The organism is Lentibacillus sp., assembly GCF_035301925.1.
GTDB lineage: Bacteria > Bacillota > Bacilli > Bacillales > Amphibacillaceae > Lentibacillus.
This window is the reverse complement of the sequence record NZ_DATGTI010000138.1, coordinates 1-19740: the sequence shown is the minus strand read 5'-3', so window position 1 is coordinate 19740 and position 19740 is coordinate 1. Positions and strand designations below refer to the sequence as shown.

At 43.1% G+C, this 19740-nt stretch carries 21 protein-coding genes; 11 read left to right on the top strand and 10 right to left on the bottom strand.

Annotated features, from left to right (window positions below; all coding sequences use genetic code 11):
• Nucleotides 1–289, bottom strand: a 289-nt coding sequence (locus VK080_RS11470) for an SH3 domain-containing protein (RefSeq protein ID WP_324224898.1), incomplete at its 3' end; no start/stop codon positions are given.
• Nucleotides 290–985: 696 nt separating this feature from the next.
• On the opposite strand from VK080_RS11470, the gene VK080_RS11465 reads away from it, so the two are divergent.
• The gene (locus tag VK080_RS11465) at nt 986–1387 is read left to right on the top strand and encodes a hypothetical protein (protein ID WP_324224897.1); all 402 of its coding nucleotides are present in this window, start codon (nt 986–988) and stop codon (nt 1385–1387) included.
• A 16-nt stretch (nt 1388–1403) separates the two neighbouring features.
• Here the strand turns inward: VK080_RS11465 and VK080_RS11460 are convergent, their stop codons facing one another.
• On the bottom strand, nt 1404–2408 hold the full coding sequence (locus tag VK080_RS11460; RefSeq protein WP_324224896.1) for a DUF3231 family protein: 1005 nt from the start codon (nt 2406–2408) through the stop codon (nt 1404–1406).
• A 191-nt stretch (nt 2409–2599) separates the two neighbouring features.
• On the opposite strand from VK080_RS11460, the gene VK080_RS11455 reads away from it, so the two are divergent.
• The gene (locus tag VK080_RS11455; protein ID WP_324224895.1) at nt 2600–3070 is read left to right on the top strand and encodes a hypothetical protein; all 471 of its coding nucleotides are present in this window, start codon (nt 2600–2602) and stop codon (nt 3068–3070) included.
• Between the two features lie 2 nt (nt 3071–3072).
• Here the strand turns inward: VK080_RS11455 and VK080_RS11450 are convergent, their stop codons facing one another.
• Nucleotides 3073–3408 (bottom strand): DUF3889 domain-containing protein, encoded by a 336-nt coding sequence (locus VK080_RS11450; RefSeq protein ID WP_324224894.1) that lies wholly within the window; start codon nt 3406–3408, stop codon nt 3073–3075.
• Nucleotides 3409–3670: 262 nt separating this feature from the next.
• On the opposite strand from VK080_RS11450, the gene VK080_RS11445 reads away from it, so the two are divergent.
• Nucleotides 3671–5359, top strand: a complete 1689-nt coding sequence (locus VK080_RS11445; protein WP_324224893.1) for an aryl-sulfate sulfotransferase — start codon at nt 3671–3673, stop codon at nt 5357–5359.
• 440 nt (nt 5360–5799) lie between these two features.
• On the opposite strand, the gene VK080_RS11440 is transcribed toward VK080_RS11445, so the two are convergent.
• Genes VK080_RS11440 through VK080_RS11425 form a run of 4 tightly spaced genes read right to left on the bottom strand, consistent with a single transcriptional unit; the run spans nt 5800 to nt 9337 of the window.
• Nucleotides 5800–7047 (bottom strand): ABC transporter permease, encoded by a 1248-nt coding sequence (locus VK080_RS11440; RefSeq protein WP_324224892.1) that lies wholly within the window; start codon nt 7045–7047, stop codon nt 5800–5802.
• Nucleotides 7040–7966, bottom strand: a complete 927-nt coding sequence (locus VK080_RS11435; protein WP_324224891.1) for an ATP-binding cassette domain-containing protein — start codon at nt 7964–7966, stop codon at nt 7040–7042. Before VK080_RS11435 ends, VK080_RS11440 begins: the two co-directional genes overlap by 8 nt.
• 15 nt (nt 7967–7981) lie before the next feature.
• Nucleotides 7982–8887 carry a M23 family metallopeptidase gene (locus tag VK080_RS11430; protein ID WP_324224890.1) on the bottom strand — a complete coding sequence of 302 codons (906 nt, stop codon included), beginning with the start codon at nt 8885–8887 and terminating at the stop codon, nt 7982–7984.
• An 18-nt stretch (nt 8888–8905) separates the two neighbouring features.
• A complete protein-coding gene (locus tag VK080_RS11425; RefSeq protein WP_324224889.1) occupies nt 8906–9337 on the bottom strand; it encodes a hypothetical protein in 432 nt (143 codons plus the stop codon).
• A 69-nt stretch (nt 9338–9406) separates the two neighbouring features.
• Here VK080_RS11425 and VK080_RS11420 point away from each other — a divergent pair, with 69 nt between their 5' ends.
• Together VK080_RS11420 and VK080_RS11415 are read left to right on the top strand one after the other, a co-directional pair.
• Nucleotides 9407–9592: a hypothetical protein gene (locus tag VK080_RS11420; RefSeq protein WP_324224888.1), complete on the top strand. Its 186-nt coding sequence runs from the start codon at nt 9407–9409 to the stop codon at nt 9590–9592.
• A 181-nt stretch (nt 9593–9773) separates the two neighbouring features.
• Entirely contained in the window at nt 9774–10286 is a 513-nt protein-coding gene (locus VK080_RS11415) for a DoxX family protein (protein ID WP_324224887.1), read from the top strand.
• Nucleotides 10287–10421: 135 nt separating this feature from the next.
• Here VK080_RS11415 and VK080_RS11410 read toward each other — a convergent pair whose 3' ends face one another.
• Entirely contained in the window at nt 10422–10799 is a 378-nt protein-coding gene (locus VK080_RS11410; RefSeq protein WP_324224886.1) for a PH domain-containing protein, read from the bottom strand.
• A 126-nt stretch (nt 10800–10925) separates the two neighbouring features.
• On the opposite strand from VK080_RS11410, the gene VK080_RS11405 reads away from it, so the two are divergent.
• Nucleotides 10926–11516 (top strand): superoxide dismutase family protein, encoded by a 591-nt coding sequence (locus VK080_RS11405; protein WP_324224885.1) that lies wholly within the window; start codon nt 10926–10928, stop codon nt 11514–11516.
• Between the two features lie 232 nt (nt 11517–11748).
• Here the strand turns inward: VK080_RS11405 and VK080_RS11400 are convergent, their stop codons facing one another.
• Nucleotides 11749–12204 (bottom strand): GNAT family N-acetyltransferase, encoded by a 456-nt coding sequence (locus VK080_RS11400; RefSeq protein WP_324224884.1) that lies wholly within the window; start codon nt 12202–12204, stop codon nt 11749–11751.
• A 434-nt stretch (nt 12205–12638) separates the two neighbouring features.
• Here VK080_RS11400 and VK080_RS11395 point away from each other — a divergent pair, with 434 nt between their 5' ends.
• The 5 genes from VK080_RS11395 to VK080_RS11375 all read left to right on the top strand — a co-directional run bounded on the left by VK080_RS11395 (nt 12639) and on the right by VK080_RS11375 (nt 18052).
• A complete protein-coding gene (locus VK080_RS11395) occupies nt 12639–13355 on the top strand; it encodes a sulfite exporter TauE/SafE family protein (RefSeq protein WP_324224883.1) in 717 nt (238 codons plus the stop codon).
• 314 nt (nt 13356–13669) lie between these two features.
• Nucleotides 13670–13894 carry a DUF1659 domain-containing protein gene (locus tag VK080_RS11390; protein ID WP_324224882.1) on the top strand — a complete coding sequence of 75 codons (225 nt, stop codon included), beginning with the start codon at nt 13670–13672 and terminating at the stop codon, nt 13892–13894.
• A gap of 33 nt (nt 13895–13927) precedes the next feature.
• Nucleotides 13928–14143 (top strand): DUF2922 domain-containing protein, encoded by a 216-nt coding sequence (locus tag VK080_RS11385; RefSeq protein WP_324224900.1) that lies wholly within the window; start codon nt 13928–13930, stop codon nt 14141–14143.
• 374 nt (nt 14144–14517) lie between these two features.
• Nucleotides 14518–14652 carry a YvrJ family protein gene (locus VK080_RS11380; protein ID WP_324224899.1) on the top strand — a complete coding sequence of 45 codons (135 nt, stop codon included), beginning with the start codon at nt 14518–14520 and terminating at the stop codon, nt 14650–14652.
• A gap of 232 nt (nt 14653–14884) precedes the next feature.
• A complete protein-coding gene (locus VK080_RS11375) occupies nt 14885–18052 on the top strand; it encodes a DEAD/DEAH box helicase (protein ID WP_324224881.1) in 3168 nt (1055 codons plus the stop codon).
• A gap of 230 nt (nt 18053–18282) precedes the next feature.
• Here VK080_RS11375 and VK080_RS11370 read toward each other — a convergent pair whose 3' ends face one another.
• Nucleotides 18283–19575, bottom strand: coding sequence for a hypothetical protein (locus VK080_RS11370; RefSeq protein WP_324224880.1), 1293 nt, complete (start codon nt 19573–19575; stop codon nt 18283–18285).
• Nucleotides 19576–19740: the final 165 nt, after the last annotated feature.

Sequence of the window (19740 nt, the reverse complement as noted above, 5' to 3'; positions counted from 1 at the left end):
GAACGGCTGTGTTGTTTTCAGCCGGATAAAGGTAGTGTGCTGCCACCCAGGCGACTTGTCCATCATAATATGTTTGCGCCCATCCGTGTTTTTCCTGGAAAACAACCGCCTGGTCTCCGCTCATAAGATGACCGACCACATTAGCACTATGCGATGGAGCGGATCTGACGTTCAAAACATTGGTCCCGACTTTGTATGTACGCCCATCATCTGCCTGGACGGTCGGGGCAAGCGCGGCAAAAAGTAATATAAAGGTGGTCGCAGTCATAAATAAACGTAATTTCCCCATTAAATCCTCTCCTTTATATTACATCATAATTTCCACTACATAAAAATTCAAAACGCATCAGCTAAAAAATCATTCGAAAGTTTTAGAAAAATAGAAGGATTTTCCTAAGCTATCGAGAAGAAATAGGTAATGGTGTATGAATAAAATGGCTGGAGGCGAATGACGTTTGTATTCTGTCACAGAGACATTAAAAATTCAAGCGGGGGCACAGGATGGTTGCTTCTGCGCATTCGGGAAACTTTTGACACATATGATTCGTATAAAGGTTAACAGATTTAGAAATCAACTGTGAGGTGGGAAAAGATGGCGGCTAAATATGGTGACTATGACGACTCAAAAAAGGCGGGAAAGCGAAGGGGCCGGGGCTGGATTTCGGAGCTATTTCTTTATGTACCGGAATTGATCATCTGGGCGTTCAAATGGCTGTTCAGGGGGATATTTACTTTGTTTCGGAATTGGGCTTGATGAGAAGAGCAAGTTCAAAAAAGGGGAACTGCCGGTGAGTGAACCAAAATAACCGGTCAAGTGTTGTCCAAATCTTAAGTCGCTTTTTCAATAAAGAAACCTGCGGCAGCGATGTATCACACGAATAAAAACGTCTTCCCTTTTTTCAAGGCTGCCCGAGTATTTAGCCCTGTTTCCCTTCTCCAATGGGAAAAAACATCTCAATGAACTTTATCAACAGGACGTGACAAGTTGTTTAAAACCATCATGCTGCTTATGCTGCTGGCCATAATAATGTTAATGGTCAAAGGTGAAAAAAGAAGCGTCAAAATAAGTGTTCTGACCTATTTTACATTACTGTCCATTATCATGATGACCGGTAGCATCTACATTTCAATCGAATATCAATTGTATGATGCTCCTGTGGAAGGCGGATTTTCAAAGCATTTTAACTGGATCAGTAGTTTTGCGCTTTTATTCGTGATTCCTTTATTTAGTTTAATCGGCTATAAATTATATAAATGGACACGGGCTTTTTTTATAAGGGCATGGGTGAAATGGCTGGTGTTTGCCGCGGTCATTATCATGTTCATCCCAGCTGGTTATATGGCGCTTTTCATCTTCATCCTCATTTTTTACGGGTTTGCTCCTTAATAAAACTTGGTACACCTTACTTGTCTTTTGCGATATTTTTACGGTCTGGGGCCAATGGCGGCTGTTCAAACCATTTATTTTTCGTCATGATATTAAACCACTCTTTTACGACCATCAGGTTTTTCAGGACGATTGTTTCATAGGCTGTTATAAGGTCTGTCCGCATACCCGTTGCAAGCCCCGCACCATGATATGCCTGTGAAGTTTGAAGCAGGAATCCAGTGTGATACAGCATCAATTTATCCGAAAAAGGCGATTCCTGCGAGGTTGTTACCTCCGATTCCCACGACATTGGTACAGGCAGATTATCTCCCCGTAATATATTGCTGAGTGATTGAATTTGTTGATCGGATGTTTGCTGCGCTTTTTTCAAAAATTTCCTGACTTCTTTGGATTGCGCTACCTGACTAAAACCGATGGAAAGGGTTTTGGCCATGATTTTTTTCTTGATATTAAAGGAAATATTAATGATTTCCACTGCACTTAACGGGCGGTTTTTTCCGAAAAATTTGGTGAGAAATTGTTGTCCGGATACAAATTCAGGACTTCCTTCCGGGTAGAAATACGGATCCCGCTGAAAATGTCCTTTTTCCAGCAATAAATCGGTCGTTTTTTGGTATAATAATTTTCCGTCGTTGTCACAGGCATCATAAAACGCGCGCAGGTCCTTTCTCGTGGAAGCCGACAGCGAACCAATATGTCCCAGCAGTCCGTGTGTCGTCATAAGGTGTAAATAATGCAAGCAGAATATATCTGAAAATAAGCGTTTCGCTCCACTGATCTGATCGGAATCAGTGAAGCCTATTGGCACTGGAAACCCTTCATGTTTGATAAATGTTTCGATTTGGCTTTTTTGTGCTTCAAATGTATGAATGGCTTCTTCAAACAACGCTTTTATATGTTCATCTTCTATGATGGAAAACATATATTTGTTAACAATGTTGACAGCTGTGCCATTGACATACTCGCTCCACAATGTCCCAATCTCAGCCGATGTCAGTCTCAAATCATTTTTATCCATGCTATCACCTCGGTTAAAGTTTTCCCGGATTTGGCGGATTTATGAAGGAGCTTTTAGTTTTAAATCGCTGATCAAAAGCAGGAACGTGCTGATACACAGGACAGCATGCAGAATAGTCTGGTGAATTAAGAAATTACTGATGAAGGCCATTTTTCACTGATGAATAAAATATAGAAAGGACGTGATCAATCATGGAACGGCGAAAAGGTATCACCGCCATTGTGGGCTTTGTCTTATTGGCCATTGTTGTAACGCTTGCCGTCGATTCGGAAAATACTGAATCAAAAAATAAAGATGTCATGACACATGACTATACATTTACCGGTGAGAGTGAGCACTGGCGTGCGGTCTTTGAAGTGGAAGGGGAGGAAGTCTTTCATGAGGAGGACGAGGTGCTTCAGCGTGAGGAGAAAGCACAGTCGGAATTCAGGCTGACGTATAAAGGGTCATTGGATGGACTTTCTTCTGTTAACGAGATGTGCTATGAATATCAGACACCGACAGGCAGCTCGGAGACCAGTCTGACTTTCAACGAGACTCAGCCGGATGACACCGTTTTTACAAACTTCAGTGATCAACTGGTACGGCAGAGCGATGTGATTGAGGTGACCGTTGAATGGGGTGACAGTACCGAATCGTTCACACTGGAAGCAGAGGAATAGGGTTATCGGGATATTTCTCTGAATGTGATATCGATGAGCTCTTCGGTTTCAGTATGGAATTCAATATCAATGAACACACCGAACTCCCTCTCATCTTCCTGCAGCCACAGCTTGAATTTCTCAACGGACGTCGTATTTTTATCCTCACGACCTCGATGCAGGTAATCGATAATGTCAGCGTCAGGATACCTGGACTGGGTTTCCTGCATCGCAAGCCGTCCCCATTTCGCATAAGACGGGGTATCCTTTTCTGCCTGAACACTGACCGGGTCAAAGCCCGAAGTCATACCGCCGGATAGAAGTAATAAGATGCTTAAACCTATGAATAATAGTCGCATAATAACATCTCCTTAGTCGTTAGGATGTCAGTTTAATGATTCAGTATGCAGCATATTAATTTGTACACCGGGAACTTTATGCGATATATAACAGCTAAACCTTGAGCCTTATGGCTTGTTTGCTAATTCACGATGCCCTCATCTATACGTTTGTTCAATGACGCGTTACGGCGTTGCTTGTAGCCATCACTTGTATCATTTATACTTAAAGATGGGTTTTGCATATCCTGAGACTAATTTAATAATGGAAGGCGGTGGCATAATGAGGAAAGCCTTGGCAACCTTTGTTGTACTGGCGGTTATCATGGTGGTGTTTTTTATCGTCATCGAATTCACCGGTGATACGTCCGTCCCTACCAGTGAAGGTGCTGATGAAAAGGTGGAAACATCGGAAAGCACAACTGTTTCATTTCACCCTGATGGTGAAGTGGAACAGCTTTCCACTTATGATACACGCCGTATGGAGGAACAGGAAGGGCTGGAACAAGCGCTTCAGGAAGAATATGCTCAAGAATCGCATTCATTGGAAAATCCTTTTGTGAAACGTAATCCATATGGCGCAGCTCCGCTAACAGCGCTGGCCGTGTTTGAAACGGACGAACCTGTCAAAATCACTGTCACCGTGGAGGGAAAAGATGAACATGGCGATGTTGAGCGTTCTTATGATGAATTGAAAACGGAACATGCCATCCCTGTACTTGGACTCTATCCGGATTATGAAAATACGGTAACCATTGAAGCAGCGGACGAAACAGGAGATACAGCCGAGAGCACATTTACGGTCGAAACAGAGCCATTACCGGATGATTTTTTAACAAATGAAACGGCCGAATCCCACCCGGGAAAAATGGAAAATGGTCTGACCTTTGTAATACCGAGCACCCGCTATGTTTATGCGGTTGACCATAATGCCGACGTACGCTGGTATTCGACGTTATGGAATTCTCACGTTTTTAAGCGGTTGGATAATGGAAATGTGCTATACATAACCAAAGAGGAAGGACAGAATCAGTACAATGAAGTCCTTGAGATGGACATGCTCGGAAAAGTGTACAATTCCTATCTGATCCAGCTGGAAAATTATGAGGATACAAATGTTGTGCATCATGGCATTATTGAACTGCCGAATGGCAATTTGCTGGCAACCGTGCACGATATGGAATCGTCATATATTGAAGATGAAATGATTGAGATTGACCGTAAAACCGGCAAAACAGTACGGGATTTCAGTTTCCGTGATTTATTTCCGGAAGACTTTTATGAAGATTATGGTGGCGTTTTTTCCAATGATGGTGACTGGTTTCATCAGAATGCCATCTGGTATGTGGAAGAAGACGATTCAATTCTCGTCTCCAGCCGCCATCAGGATCTGATTATGAAAATGTCTTATCCGGACGGGGAAGTTGACTGGATTTTAGCCGATCATGAAAAATGGCCGGATGCTTATGACCAATATTTGCTGGAGCCAAAGGGTGAAGACTTTAAATTCCCAGCCGGCCCACATGCCCCGATGACGATGCCGGACATTGACAATAATGCGGCGACCAATGATTATTTGTTGTTTGATAATAATATTGTGATCACCCGCGGAAAAGATCCGCTCAGTGAGCAGTTCAGTCGAGGCGTCCAGTACCGAATCAATCCGGAAAAAATGACCGTTGAAGAGGTATGGTCATTTGGTGAGGAACGTGGTGAGGACTTTTATTCCAGTATTGTCGGGGATGCGGATTATATGCATGATACTGGCAACCGGCTGCTGACGTCCGGCTATGTTGAGGCGGATAATGGTATGAACAGCAGAATTGTGGAAGTGAGCGCTGAACAGCCAGCTGACATAGTATATGAACTCGTCATCTCAGGATTTGAAAAGAAAAGCCACAGACAGGCTTACCGTGCCGAACGAATGCCGCTGTACCCGGAACAGGAATGGCGTCTTGATTTGGGTGAATAAATGTAAAAATGGAGCAGCCAAGTACGGTGCTCCATTTTAAATGGCGAAAATCTGCTTTGGGTGATTTTCTTCTGATTCTATCAGTGCGAAATGAGATTCCATCGGCATGTTTTGTATTCGATCGGCGTAAGTGTACCTCCGTCGCGCGATCTGGACTAGGTGTCGCGCGAAATGGTACCTATGCCGCACTCGCTTTGTTCTCAATCCCACCGAAGCCCGCCAGCAAAAAAAGGTGCTGCCACGCAAGGCTCCCTTTACACATTATCCCGTATTTAACGGACAGTAACCCACCAAAAAACAGCGGCTAACTGTCCGTAAATGTCCGATTCTGTTTGGGCCTGTACGATGCAGGTCACAAAGGTGTTGCCACAGCACGTGGCGGTTTTAGTCTTTGTTCATTATTCTAAGTGGGAAAAGTACCCGCTGAATGAAGTTTCACTTTATGCTTTGATCCACTTCCAAATTTCAGCCGGTGTGGCATTTTTTCCGTACATAAGAATACCGGTCTTGAATATTTTCCCTGCCAGTTTCATGAAAATCCAGATACTTACGACCAGAATTACCAGTGCGATGATGATTTCCACCCATGGCCATTCTTCCATCACTGTCAGCCGCATCAGTAATACACCAGGCGTGGTAAACGGAATATAGGTGCCAATCTGTGCGAACAATCCGCTTGGGTCGCTGATAACCGGACCAATGAAAATGAACGGCAAAAACGGGAGCATCATGACCATACCCTGGAAGTTGCCGGCAGATGACATATCTGCCATGGTTGCGCCGACACCGACAAACAGCGCAGCAAACAGGAAGTATCCCAATTTGGCAATGGCAACAAGTAAAATCAGTTCAGGTACAAGCAAGTATTCCAGAATTGGTATATCATCAAGTTTCCATATGCTGATCGGGATGGCAAACGCCAGAAATACAACTGCCTGAATCATGCCCAGACCGAAATAGCCGATCACTTTTCCTTGCATCAACTCACCAGGTGTAACCGATGATAAAATGATCTCGGCAATTTTGTCCTTTTTCTCATTGGACGCACTTTGGAAAATATACATCCCGGAAATCACGATGGAAAACAGGATGATGGCGGCAAAAGCTCCAGGAATAATACGTTCAAATGGGTTTTCCCCAAGAAATGAACTGCTCTCTGCCGTTTCGCCGTTATCAGCTGCAGCCAGATCTTCTGACGTTGTTTCCTCGAATTCAATATTCATGGAAACAGCGGCAAGCTGCTCATCTGTCAGGCCAAGCTGCTGCATCTGAAGGGTTTTGACCGGGTTGGACAGAATCTGTACCTGATTCATAAAACCCTGCCCGATTTCTTCACTCGTATATACCGGAATGGTGCCATCATTCAGTGCACGCTCATCAAGAAAAATATAAGCGGTGTTTTCATTCGATTCAAGCTCACTGCCCACATTTTCTTCATTGATGTCTGTTGTTCCCAACTCCCAATTCAAATCACTGGCATCAACCGTTTCCTTTAAATCTTCAAACATGCCAAGTTCATCGCTGACAAAAACTTTTGTGGCGCTATCGTCATCTGAATCACCAAAAAGGCTTCCCAGGAACATAAATCCTAAAAACAAAACAGGGGTCAAGAACATCCCGATTAAAAATGATTTATTTTTTAAATTGCGTTTGATTTCCCATTTAGCTACCTTCATAGCATTACGCATTTGCAGCACCTTCTTTCTGTGCAATATTTCCGTCAGTTGCAATATCGATGAAAATTTCGTGCAATGATATGCGGTCAATCGATAATTCCTGGACAGACAGGCTGTCTGGCAAATTCTTCAGCCAGCTGATCGGCTCTACATCCCGTGCAAGATAGAGTACAGAGGTGTCTTCATCCTGTTCGACACGTTCAATATCCGGCAGGCGTTCCAGCTCATGCAAGTCATTTTTGCCGCGTATTGTGCATTTAAAGTTGGCATATCTTTCTTTGACATCATCCATATCCCCATAAATGATTCGATCACCGTTATGCATCATGAACAGTCGGTCACACATTTCTTCTACCAGATTCATCTGATGCGAGGATAACAGGATAGCTGTGCCGTTTTCCGCCAGGTTGCGGATTTCTGTTTTGAACAATTCCTGGCTGACCGGATCCAGTCCGGAAAATGGCTCATCCAGAATTAAAAGTTCCGGTTCATGGATAATGGAAGAAATGAATTGCACTTTCTGCCCCATGCCTTTTGACAATTCCTCAACTGAACTGTTTTCCTGTCCCTCGAGGTCAAATTTTTTCAAATAATTGAGTGCACGTTCCTTTGCTTTTTTCAGTGGGTAATCCTTGAGTTCTGCCAAGTAAAGCAGGATATCCATCACTTTCACGTTTTTATACAAGCCGCGTTCTTCCGGCAGATAGCCGATTTTATGGCGCGGAATTTTGTCGTGTCCTTGAAAGGAAATGGTGCCCTGATCGGGGTACATGATTCCCATGATGTTACGGATCGTTGTTGATTTACCCGCGCCATTCGGGCCCAGTATTGCCATAATCTCGCCTTTCCGGACATCAAATGAGACATCTCGGATGACTTGTTTTCCTTTAAATGACTTTTCCAGCTTGTCGACAGTCAGCATAGTTCCCATACATGTTCCACCTCTCTAATTTGTTCGAATCAAATCATTTCGCGTTAAAAATGCATTGTCGAATGTGATGGGCACACCGACACCATCTTTTTCCGCATGAATGTGCAAGTGCGGTTCGGATGTATTGCCGGAATTTCCGACAGCTCCGATCGCCTCCCCGGTTTTTACTGTATCGCCTTCACTCACAGCAACACTGTCTTCCTGCATATGTGCGATGTAGAGGGTAGCTTCCGTCCCCTCACAGTTGAGTCCGACATAGTTTCCCTCAGGTTCTTCAGGGTTCATTTCTGGCGGAGTCAAATCAGGCAGTCCTTCCCTTATTTCCGCAACTTCCCCTGTACACGGTGCATAAAGGGTGTCGCCATAAATCGCATACTTCTCGAGGTCTTTCGGGTACAATCCGTTCGCCCGGAAGCCAAACGAATTCAGAGCGACGATGTCAATGGCATATTGCTGTGGCTCGTAGCCGTTATGGTAATTGAGCTGCGTGGAACTGCCGCCATGCCCGACATAATAGGTTCCCTCCTGTAAAGGAAAATCAAGGTCGATGGCGTCATCTCCCGTTGTATAACCGCTGAAAACATTGATATTATACAGTCCGAAGATAAGCAGCAGAAAAATGTAGATGCCCCTTGAAACCTTTTGACCTGTTTTCAATGGCGTACGGAACGGTAGATTTTTTGTCTTTTTCCAGGAAAAGTAAACAGCCGGCATCAGTAGAATGGGCCATATATATTTGAAATAGTATCCTGTCCAATCCCATCTACCTGAAAGAAACAGCCAGACAATAAACGTGATGGTAAATAATAGCTGTATAATCCAATCAAGTCTGTTTTCGGTTTTGGCTCGCCACAGACTGTATATAAAAGCAGCGGGCAGCACAATTTGAATGACGATCACATATAAAATGGGTACGATCATAAAATATCCCTCCTTCCGTTATGGCTGCTCTAGCAGGTATGACAAAATTTCTCCCGGATCCAAAGCTGTTTGGTGGGTTATGGTCACATGTCTGTCACGGAAAAAAGCTTCCGTTTCGTTGGGCGCCTCGGATATAATGGACTGATTTTCCCGTGCCACTTCGCTTGGAATCGGTTCTTCGGGAAGGCGGGGTGCCACCCAGTATATCCGGTAGCACTGCAGCAGCTCTTCTTTTTCAAATGTATCGAACTGTTTCCCGTCTTGTAATACGTACAAATAGTCTGCAAGTTTCATAATATCTGCAATTTGATGACTGGCCATAACAATTCTGCGTTCCCCCTGATCCATCCAATCGGTTAATATCTCGATGAGCAGCTGTTTGGATGGGATATCCATGAAGGACGTTGGTTCATCAAGGATCAGACGTGGCGCATTCTGCGGGATAGTCAAGGCAGGCTTAAATTTTGCTGCACACCTTATGATAGTTTACCATACTTCTTGTTCAGTGGAAGTTGGAACTTGTCGACGACTTCTGCAAATAAATGGTTATCCCAGTCTGGATACATCGGAGCAATCATTTTCTTCGAGCCATTTGTCTGCTTTTATTTCATCGGACGTCTCGGCGTAGAAGTCATTTTTACATTCTTTGCGGCGATATTTGTTGTCATTATGAATGTACTGAATCTGAGTAAAATAGAAGATTAAACATTAATACTGGTGGAAACAAGGATATGTTCATATTTCCGCCATATCTTTGTTACTATATTGTGAAATGATGAACAATATTATATTGGTTTTATCATTATGATGTTATAATATAAGTGAAAAAAAGATATATCTTTCAAATCAATTGTGAAATAATGAACAAATAAAGGAGATGTTGACCATGTTTCTTGCGTTCATTCGTCAAAACAAAGTCGTAGCAGGGATATTGGCCTTTTTGCGGATATATATCGGGTATCAGTGGCTGACGTCGGGATTTGGAAAGATCACAAGCGGTGGATTTGACGCCAGTGGATTTATCCAGGGTGCCATTGCCAGTGCGGGAGGCGAAAATCCGGCTGTACAGGGTTGGTGGGCGGCTTTTCTCGAAATGGTGGCACTGCCAAATGCAGAACTTTTCAGCTTCATCGTCATGTGGGGTGAATTTCTGGTAGGTGCAGCACTCATCCTTGGTATTTTCACCAACTTTGCGGCACTAATGGGTATTGCAATGAACTTTGCGTTTCTATTCAGCGGTACTGTCAGCACGAATGCTCAAATGGTGCTCATCACCGTTTTCCTTCTCGTTGCAGGTTACAATGCCGGCCGCTTTGGATTAGATCGCTGGGTCATTCCATATTTGAAACATCACAACCCGCGTCAAAAGCGTAAAAACCGTAAAGTTTCTGCAGCATAGGTATTATTGAAAAAAGCTGATCTTCCATTGTGGGAGATCAGCTTTTGGTTGTCGATCGGAACTTTAACTGATGTATCAGCGCGATTTGCAAATTTAACAGCGTTTCGGTTCCAGCATCTTTTTCTTGAGATGCTTTTACCCCGCCACATAATCAGCGAGTACACTCTGGACCTTATAAATATTCAGTTGCTTATTAAACGTCTTTTGTACAGGTTCTGAACTTCCGGATATCCAAATCAGCAACTCGGCTTCCAGATCGAATGTGCCGGCCGTTTCCACGGAAAAATGTGTAATGCTTTTGTAAGGAATCGAATGATATTCAATTTTTTTGCCGGTTACACCTTGCTTATCAACCAGAATCAGCCGTTTGTCAGTAAATACCATCAGATCGCGGATAAGCTTATAAGCGTGTTCCACATTTTCCCCGGGTGATAATAATTCGCCCAGTTCTTTTTCAACCTCTTGTGCATCAGCTTCTGATGCATTACCCATCATACCATCGAAAATACCCATTTGATCACTCTCCTATTATGATTAGTCCTTATTATATCAAATCGTACACGTTACTGTATAAGTTTGCCAAATTTGCACAGACTAAAATTAGAAAATATATCCATTAATTGAAAGGGGAATGACTTAATGAAAAAATGGATGCTGTTTTTCGGACTGGTATTTGCAATTGTTTTAGGTGGCTGTGCGGATACAGATGATGATATGGAAGAAACCGGTCATTATTCGGATCCTGGTATCGAAACAGCCGGGAATGTGAGTGAAGATACGGATAAAGTGGAAGTGACTATGTATAATCAGGAAAAGGAAGCAGTTGGTTCTGCCATCATCAGACCGGTTTATCGTGGTGTGAAGGTGACACTTGAAGCATCTGATCTGGAGCCTGGTACGCATGGCTTCCACATTCATGAAAATGGTGTTTGTGAAGCGCCGGATTTTAAATCGGCCGGTGGACACTTCAATCCGACTGATGCGAAACATGGTTTTGATCATCCGGAGGGCCCGCATGCGGGTGATTTGCCTAACATAGAAGTTGATCAGGAGGGAAATGTTTTTGCGGATGCGGCAGCAGAGATGGTTACCCTGGATAAGGGTGAAGAAAATTCACTCCTGAAAGAAGGCGGAACCACACTGGTGATCCATTCAGATGCCGATGATTATGAATCACAGCCGTCAGGAGATGCCGGTAAACGCGTTGCGTGCGGGGTTATCAGTGATTAAAATGCTTTCAAAATAAAGGAAGGCCCGAGGAAAAACCTAAGGGGTTCAGTTCCAAGAGAGAAAAATGCTATTAGCGAGGGGAAAAATGCACTAATTAGTTTCATTTTCACCTGCAAATTAACAATATAAATAGCAAACTAAAACGCTCAGACATCTTCTGAGCGTTTTTAAAGCGTTATAATTTATTTTTCTTTTCCACAATCGCGCCCGATTATGGAATAAGGTTTATAACTTATAATGATTTTTCCATTTTTACACTTGTTTCTATATATCCTAATTTTTCATATAAACCCCTTGCCACTTTGTTGTGGCCAAAGACGTGAAGTCCTATCTTTTCCAATCCTATATTTTTAGCTACGATTTCAACTTCCTTCATTGCTTGTTTTCCATAACCCTTGCCTTGGTTGCCTTCCCAAATGTTAATATCATAAATAAACCCTTTTTTATTTCTTTGTGCTAGCCATATCATTCCAATCTCTAGATCTCCGTCACGAATTGTAAATAAAAAGTTGTTTTCAGTTTTCTCTCCATCAGGTAATAACTTTTTGTGTTCCTCTGTTGCCTTACTAATTGCCCCTTGTTGCTCCCAATTACCGGACTTAATTTGTTCGTCTGCAAAGTTTTTAATTGCATAACTTAGATATTGTTGGAATTCAATTGAATTCATTTTTTTCAATATTACCGTCATCGTTTTTCTCTCCTTAATCCATTTCGAGGCGGTACCAGTTATTCCACAAAATGGCCCGTTTGTTGTATACGTATATTTTAACATAATGAATTCGTACCTTCTAAAAAATCAGAAAAGTTATTACACCATAATTATCACATCAAATAGTATTGCAAATAACAAGCATTTTGGCAGACATATTAACAAGTGTACATAAATTTATGTACATCTGATAATTCGTATGTTATTTGGTATGTTAATTCGTTGTATAAGTTGAATCGAGCACTGTCATATCAATAAAAAAGGGATACTAATTCACCCTTGTGATTTGTATCCCTGAAATTTATGTTATTTTGTATTTTCTTTCCCAAAACTGAACCCGTTAAGAAAAATCCCGGGTCTTTCTTATTGTTTGTTATACTGGAAAAAACAATTCAGTGTTAGCAGGTGTTTATTTGGAATCCTTTATTTTATTTTCGATTATTATATTCGTTGCTTCTATTTTACAGACAAGTACAGGTTTTGGCTTTTCCATCATGGCGACACCGTTTCTGCTGTTACTGTTTGAACCGCGGGAAGCCATTCAGATCAATCTGATTTTATCACTCGTCATTTCGGCGGCACTTATCATGAAAATCAAGAAAGATATTGACATGGGCATACTAAAGCGTTTTGTCGCGGGGAGCCTGGCTGGTCTGCCAATCGGTATTGCGATATTTTTAACGCTTGACATGACTCTGCTGAAGATCGGTGTCAGTATGCTGATCCTGGTTTTGACGGTACTGTTGATGCTGAACTTCCGAATCAACGGGTCACAAAAACGCGATCTCGCAGCAGGCGGCTTTTCGGGTGCATTCACAACGAGTATCGGGATGCCTGGACCGCCGTTATTGCTGTACTTTTCCGGAACGGACACAGCAAAGGAAAAGCTGCGCGGGACAACGCTGGCATTTTATCTGTGGATTTATGCGATCAGTTTGCTGATCCAGGTTGTGTTTGCCGGCACGTCAGCAGAGATTTGGAAATCAAGTGCAGCGGGTCTGCCAATGGTCGTCATCGGATTATTTCTGGGACAAATCCTTTTTCGCTGGGTCAATCAGGAACTGTTCCGCAAATTGACGTATATTTTACTGTTTTTTACCGGTATATATTTGCTTATACAGCAGTTGTAAGAAAAACCAACTAACTAAAAACGCCAGAGTTCATGTTGTTTTCGCACAGTATTTTCGCCAAAGCTTATACGGGAAACGCCAAAGTTCACAATTCACAACCAGACTGACCATAGCCTCCGCCGTATCCAGACAGCCGAGGGACTGCCTGGATTTTTCTGTTTTAGCACTGTTTCCCAAAAATCGGAATTCCCTCCTATAACTATAATCGCAGCCCATCTTAAAAAAGGGACATCACTTTTCGAAAAATATTTTTTATCAAGATGCCCCTTTTTGCGCCTTTCATTCTATTATAGGAGTGAAAGGAGGTGATCAACATGGCTGTGGCACAAAAAGTAGGATCCCGACTGACATTAATTCTGGATGATGGAGACGATATGATGACAGGCGAGACTATTTTTAAATCAAAAACTTTTAACAATGTGAAACCGGAAGCGACAGCAGATCAGTTGTATGCAATCGCTACAGCTGTTGCAGATCTTCAGGAGCGTCCGCTTTATACGATCGAACGCAGCGACGACTCGGAAATCACACAGGAATAACACTGAAATATATCATTGAAAGGAGGGCAAATGGTGAAAAAGATTGAATTGAAATTCTTGAATGAAGACGACAAGACCGTTACGTATTCGCTGGAAAAACCTGTTGAACCAGTTGATCCGGCCGCGGTCAGTAGTGCAATGGACGAAATTCTGACGCAAAATGCATTCACATCATCAGGTGGTGATCTTGTTTCCAAAAAGAGCGCCCGCATTGTGGATCGCAATGTTGTCGAAATCGAACTTCCATAACAATAAGGTAAAGACCAGTGGCACCATTGCTCTGGTCTATTTGCAAAAGCAGCTGCTAAAATCAGCAGGGGAAGTCGGGAAGGTGCTGTGATTTCAGGAAAGCAACACTCGGTTTTGGGAGGGCAGCCCTCAATATTGGGAGCGTTATACTCAAAACCAGGAGAGCGGCAATCGATTCGAGGGAGATTCTCTCGATGTCAGGAGATCCACACTCAGAACCAGACGGATCACATTATTTTGGGAGAGTTGCAGCCAAAATCGGGGGAGGCATTTTCAATTTCATGATAATCAAACCAAATTTGAGCGTCCAACGGTTAATCAGTCAAGCGACATGGCAGCATCACACATTCAAATTGACGAGGGAGGTTATATCAGTGGAAACATGGGTATCTTTTATTACAGAAGTTGGCTTTCCGATCATGGTGACATTTTATTTGCTGCACCGGATAGAAGGCAAACTGAACGATCTGATTGCATCCATCCACGCACTTCCGGAAAAAATGAAGTGATACTTGTAATGGAGAACTTCGGCACATACCGGGGTTTCTCATTTTGGTTTGATTGACCACCTCCATTATTCAACCGGGTGAATGTCTTGTCTACCCAGCATTTTCTTTGGAAATCACGTTTATAATCCACTCAATTCTCCTATCCTTTTAGTAGACTTTAGTTTAAAAACCGTGTTGTGTCATTTACAATATTAATAGTTAAGAAGATGGCAGAAGGTAGGGTAAATGTGTTTTGAAACATATACGCGATATTGATATACAAAAAATGTTTTCAGCCGTCGTCTATCAGCGCGGCTTGGAATATTACCATAGAGGTCTGGTCAGTGATCTGATTTATGATAAAAATTTTAAAATCTGGTCCGCGTCGGTTCAGGGGTCCGATGAATATTTTGTGGAAATCAACACATCCGAGCTTTCAAATGGCTCGTTGGACGTGTATTGTGATTGTCCGGCCTATGCCACTTTTGGCCCTTGTAAGCACATCGCAGCGGTCTTGATCAAGATCAGTAATAGTGATATTGATAATCCTGTGAAAATGTCCAGGGATTACCGGACGACCGATTGGCTGATGAACGCCATCGCATCATTAACCACCTATCAGCCGGCATCGGAAATCACATTGCAGAAAGTACCACTGCATGTTGCGTATTATTGCAGATGGAATGCCGAACATAATCTGCTTCTGGAATTGAAAGTCGGTGAAAACCGGCCTCTTGTTGTCAAGAAGGTTCAGGCATTTCTGGATGACGTTTTTACCGGCAACGAGCATTACTTCACGAAAACATTCACATATAATCCGGAAATCCATTATTTTCATGAACGGGATATGCAAATTCTCGAGTTGCTGTATGACATTTTGAACAATGAAAAGGTATATGACGACAGGGAAATCTACCGGTTTATGGATGCTCCGGAACGGGCGGTGATCATTCCGCCGCTGAGTGCAAAACAGCTGCTGAAGATGCTTGCGGAGCGTGACTTTACCGTTAAATCCCCGGGAGGAAACTATCAAAACATTACAATGGCTGAGGGAGAGTTCCCATTTCAGTTTGATCTGACTAAAACTGAAACCGGCGAACTGTCCTTATGGATGCACAACATGGAATCCATCGCCTATTTTGAACGCTATAATCTGTTATTTTCACAGGGCACTTTCTATTTTCCGCCGAAAGAACAGATTCCGGTTATTTCCCAAATTATCACTGCTGGTAAACGTAGTGATCGTTTGCCAATAACAAAGGAAAAAGCCGATGCTTTTATTTCACAAGTGGTTCCGTCACTGAAAAAAGTTGGCGATGTCCAAATTTCGGAAAACATCGCAAATGAGATTATCCAGCTGCCGCTCGAATCCAGGTTATATTTGGATTTGCAGAATGATTGGATTGTCGGCAACTTGACCTACCATTACGGCCGTTATGAGATTGACCCGTTTAATGGGCGTGAACCGGATAAAGATGAGATCATTATTATCCGTGATGTGGAAAAAGAACAGCAGATCATGAATCTGATTGAGTATGCGAACTTCCATTACAACGGGAAAGAGCTCTATATCCCTATCGACGAGGAGACGCTGTACGACTTTTTGTTCAGTGTGCTGCCGGTGCTTGATAAATATCTTGAATTATATATGACCGATGAGATCCGCCGATTTTTCATTGATAAACAGCCATCACCAAGTACAAGTGTCCGGCTGGAATTCTCGAATAATCTGCTGGATATCGGGTTTGATATTGATGGCATTGATGATGAAGAAGTGAATCAGGTTCTCAATGCCGTCATGGAGAAAAAGCGTTACTATCGTCTGCAGGATGGCGCATTCATTTCCTTGGAAGGGGAAGAATTTGCGTCCATGAAACAGCTTTTTGATGATTTGGATATACAGCAGGCTGATTTGCAGGATGGGAATGTGCAGATGCCTGTTTATCGCGGGACGCAAGTGGATGAACTGATCGATACGCCAAAACAATATGACCCGGCTTTCCGGAAGCTCTTACATCAACTGCGCTCGCCGGAAGAACAAGTCTATCCGCTCCCGGAAAACTTAAACGCTGAGCTCAGGAATTATCAGCTGACGGGCTACCAATGGTTCAAGTCGCTCAGCCATTACCATCTTGGCGGTATTCTCGCGGATGACATGGGGCTCGGGAAAACGGTGCAAAGTATTGCTTATATCTTATCAGAGCCCGGCGATACACCGCATCTGATTGTCGCACCGTCATCGGTTATCTATAACTGGAAAAATGAGTTCGAAAAATTTGCGCCCGATTTGCAGGTGGCCGTTCTAACCGGGACACCGTCCGAACGTCAAAACATGATTGAGGCATACAGTGATAAGGATGTCTGGATCACATCCTACGCGACACTAAGGCAGGATATTGACCAATACCAGGAAAAGACATTTCAGACACTGATTCTTGATGAAGCACAATACATTAAAAACTATGCAACGAAAACATCCAAGGCCATCCGTCAGATTAAGGCGGGCAGGCGGTTTGCTCTGAGCGGCACACCGATTGAGAATTCGATTGATGAACTGTGGGCGATTTTTCAAGTGATTCTACCGGGACTGATGCCAAATCAGCGCAAGTTCAAACAACTTGAACACGACAAAATCGCGTCAATGACAAGACCGTTCATTTTGCGGCGCATCAAGCAGGATGTCCTGAAAGAACTACCCGAAAAAATTGAATCGGTCCACGTATCAGAACTGACGAAAGATCAGAAGGACTTGTATGTCGGGTATTGGCGTCAGCTGCAGCAGGAAGCGGCTCAGTCCATGGAAGAGAGCGGCTTCCAGCAAAATCGGATGAAAATTTTGGCCGGTCTGACACGCCTGCGCCAGATTTGCTGTCATCCATCTGTGTTTGTGGACAATTATGAAGGTGAGTCAGGCAAATTGAATCAGCTGATGGAAACGGTCCGTAATGCGGTGGCCAATGGCAAACGGATGCTGATTTTCTCGCAGTTTACCAGCATGCACGAAATCATTATGGAAAAATTGCAGGAAGAGGGTATTGATTATTTCTATTTGCACGGCCAGACCGGGTCTGAAGAACGTGTTCAAATGAGCGACCGGTTCAATGACGGGGAAAAAAGCGTGTTCCTTGTTTCCCTGAAGGCTGGGGGCACCGGACTGAATTTGACCGGTGCGGATACCGTCATTCTTTATGATTTATGGTGGAATCCGGCAGTTGAAGATCAGGCAACAGGACGGGCGCACCGATTCGGCCAGAAAAATGTCGTTCAGGTGATCCGTCTGGTGACAGAAGGAACGATTGAAGAAAAGATATATGAACTGCAGCAGAAAAAACGCGAGCTGATCGATCAGGTCATCCAACCGGGTGAGACGATGCTGTCAAGCCTGAGTGAAGAAGATGTGCGCGCGTTATTAAATATATAGCACCGTAGATTTAAGGATACGTATTACGATGGCTTTTAACGGTAAACCGAAAGCCAGGATGATCGTTTCAAGGGGACGGAAGCTTATCGTATCGACTTTATCGTTACAATCATGCCCCTGTTCTGATTACTGACTCAGCATCAATCTTTGATAAGGTTGTCATAACTTGTTTAGCAGCAAATTCTAAATGGAAAAAGGCCGGATATGACATACCCGGTCTTTTTGTTTGCTCATTGATTCAGCTTGAACAGTTTCCGCGGCCTGCCTTTCACATATGGCTTTTCTTCGCCGATCGCTTTTATGACATTACCCGCAACCAATTTTTTAATGGTCCGTTCAGCACTTCGCTTGGTTACCCCGTAATGTTTGGCAATATCATTGGAAGAAAATGGCTCATTGTTCCGGATTTCGATAAAGTCAATGAAGTTATAGGATAATTCATTATTTAATTTCGCCTCGTGAATCAAAGACTGGTATAGCATGGATGCGTTAAATTCTTTTTTGACACCGAGCGGTCCGATCATATCACGCCGTTCATTAACGACATAACATGTTCCTTCGTCCTTGCCGTCACATGCTTTCAGTGCAAGTTTGGCATTGTCCTCGGCCTGTTTGGCGGTCAGTCCGAGTCCGAACCCGATATCAACCGGTGTATTCAGCTTATGTTCCATTTCTTTTAACAGCGGAAAATCGCGATAATGGTTCGTGATGTGGTTCAGCATGCCGCGTGTCCCGAATAAAGCGAATTGATCATGGCTGTTTGACAAAACAGATGCATACGTTCTTTTTGAATAATCCAATAAAATCTGGTGCAATGTCAGCTGCAGCTCCTGTACATACAATTCGCCTTTTTCCTTCTGAATGGCCTCAAAGTCTTTCATACGGACAAAACCAGCCACAATTTGTGCACTTTTTGATTGGTTGATGGCGGCAATTGATTTCGCTTTTTCAATGGCATGTATAAGATTCAATTTTGGGATTGTCATACAACTGCCTGGTATGCTGCGTTCTTTTATGATTTGATCAACTTCATTGATAGATGTCAGGACGTAATCAATTTTTCCCTCGCTCCAGAGTTTCTCATGGTGATCCGCGATTCGTCTGATATCAGTGCCCCGATCGCTTCCGTAGCTGTAAGTATAAATGGTGTCACGGCTGCTGCTGATTTCGTGAAGAACCTCGTCTACATGCCTGGCGTCCTGTACATCAATGGAAAGCCGTGTCAGCTCTTTGTTCAGATCATTTTTGACATGATAGAAGGAGGTCAAAATCATATACGCATCAAAATCTACCTGAACAGCGGGAAGTTTTTTCTTATCAATGATTTCTTTTGCATATAAATACGGCAGAGCACCAGTAAATAAATAGATATCACACATAAACGCTTTTTCCACCAATTCCGGCGTTTCACTGGCTTCAGAATAGACAAACGGAAAAAGTTCGATATCTGCCATTCCCTCAACATAGGCGGAAAGTCTGTCCCTGATGTTTTCAGGGCAAAAGACGGCAAGTTTTACTTTCATGCTGAACCCCCCTGTTAAAAATTGCGTATTGTCAAAAGTTTCTTAGTAAAAACTACTAGTTTTCCCGATTTCATGCGTTTTTATACAAAAAAACTTGCCACCCCCTTCAATATAGGGTATTAATGAGGTAACCACACACCCAAAAATACCTAAAAAGGAAGTGAC

Excerpts from the sequence above, each read along its gene's own strand:
- VK080_RS11460 (WP_324224896.1), bottom strand. The coding sequence starts at position 2,408 with ATGGATAAAAATGATTTGAGACTGACATCGGCTGAGATTGGGACATTG.
- VK080_RS11455 (WP_324224895.1), top strand. The coding sequence starts at position 2,600 with ATGGAACGGCGAAAAGGTATCACCGCCATTGTGGGCTTTGTCTTATTG.
- VK080_RS11450 (WP_324224894.1), bottom strand. The coding sequence starts at position 3,408 with ATGCGACTATTATTCATAGGTTTAAGCATCTTATTACTTCTATCCGGC.
- VK080_RS11445 (WP_324224893.1), top strand. The coding sequence starts at position 3,671 with ATGAGGAAAGCCTTGGCAACCTTTGTTGTACTGGCGGTTATCATGGTG.
- VK080_RS11440 (WP_324224892.1), bottom strand. The coding sequence starts at position 7,047 with ATGCGTAATGCTATGAAGGTAGCTAAATGGGAAATCAAACGCAATTTA.
- VK080_RS11435 (WP_324224891.1), bottom strand. The coding sequence starts at position 7,966 with ATGGGAACTATGCTGACTGTCGACAAGCTGGAAAAGTCATTTAAAGGA.
- VK080_RS11430 (WP_324224890.1), bottom strand. The coding sequence starts at position 8,887 with ATGATCGTACCCATTTTATATGTGATCGTCATTCAAATTGTGCTGCCC.
- VK080_RS11415 (WP_324224887.1), top strand. The coding sequence starts at position 9,774 with ATGTTTCTTGCGTTCATTCGTCAAAACAAAGTCGTAGCAGGGATATTG.
- VK080_RS11410 (WP_324224886.1), bottom strand. The coding sequence starts at position 10,799 with ATGGGTATTTTCGATGGTATGATGGGTAATGCATCAGAAGCTGATGCA.
- VK080_RS11405 (WP_324224885.1), top strand. The coding sequence starts at position 10,926 with ATGAAAAAATGGATGCTGTTTTTCGGACTGGTATTTGCAATTGTTTTA.
- VK080_RS11400 (WP_324224884.1), bottom strand. The coding sequence starts at position 12,204 with ATGACGGTAATATTGAAAAAAATGAATTCAATTGAATTCCAACAATAT.
- VK080_RS11390 (WP_324224882.1), top strand. The coding sequence starts at position 13,670 with ATGGCTGTGGCACAAAAAGTAGGATCCCGACTGACATTAATTCTGGAT.
- VK080_RS11370 (WP_324224880.1), bottom strand. The coding sequence starts at position 19,575 with ATGAAAGTAAAACTTGCCGTCTTTTGCCCTGAAAACATCAGGGACAGA.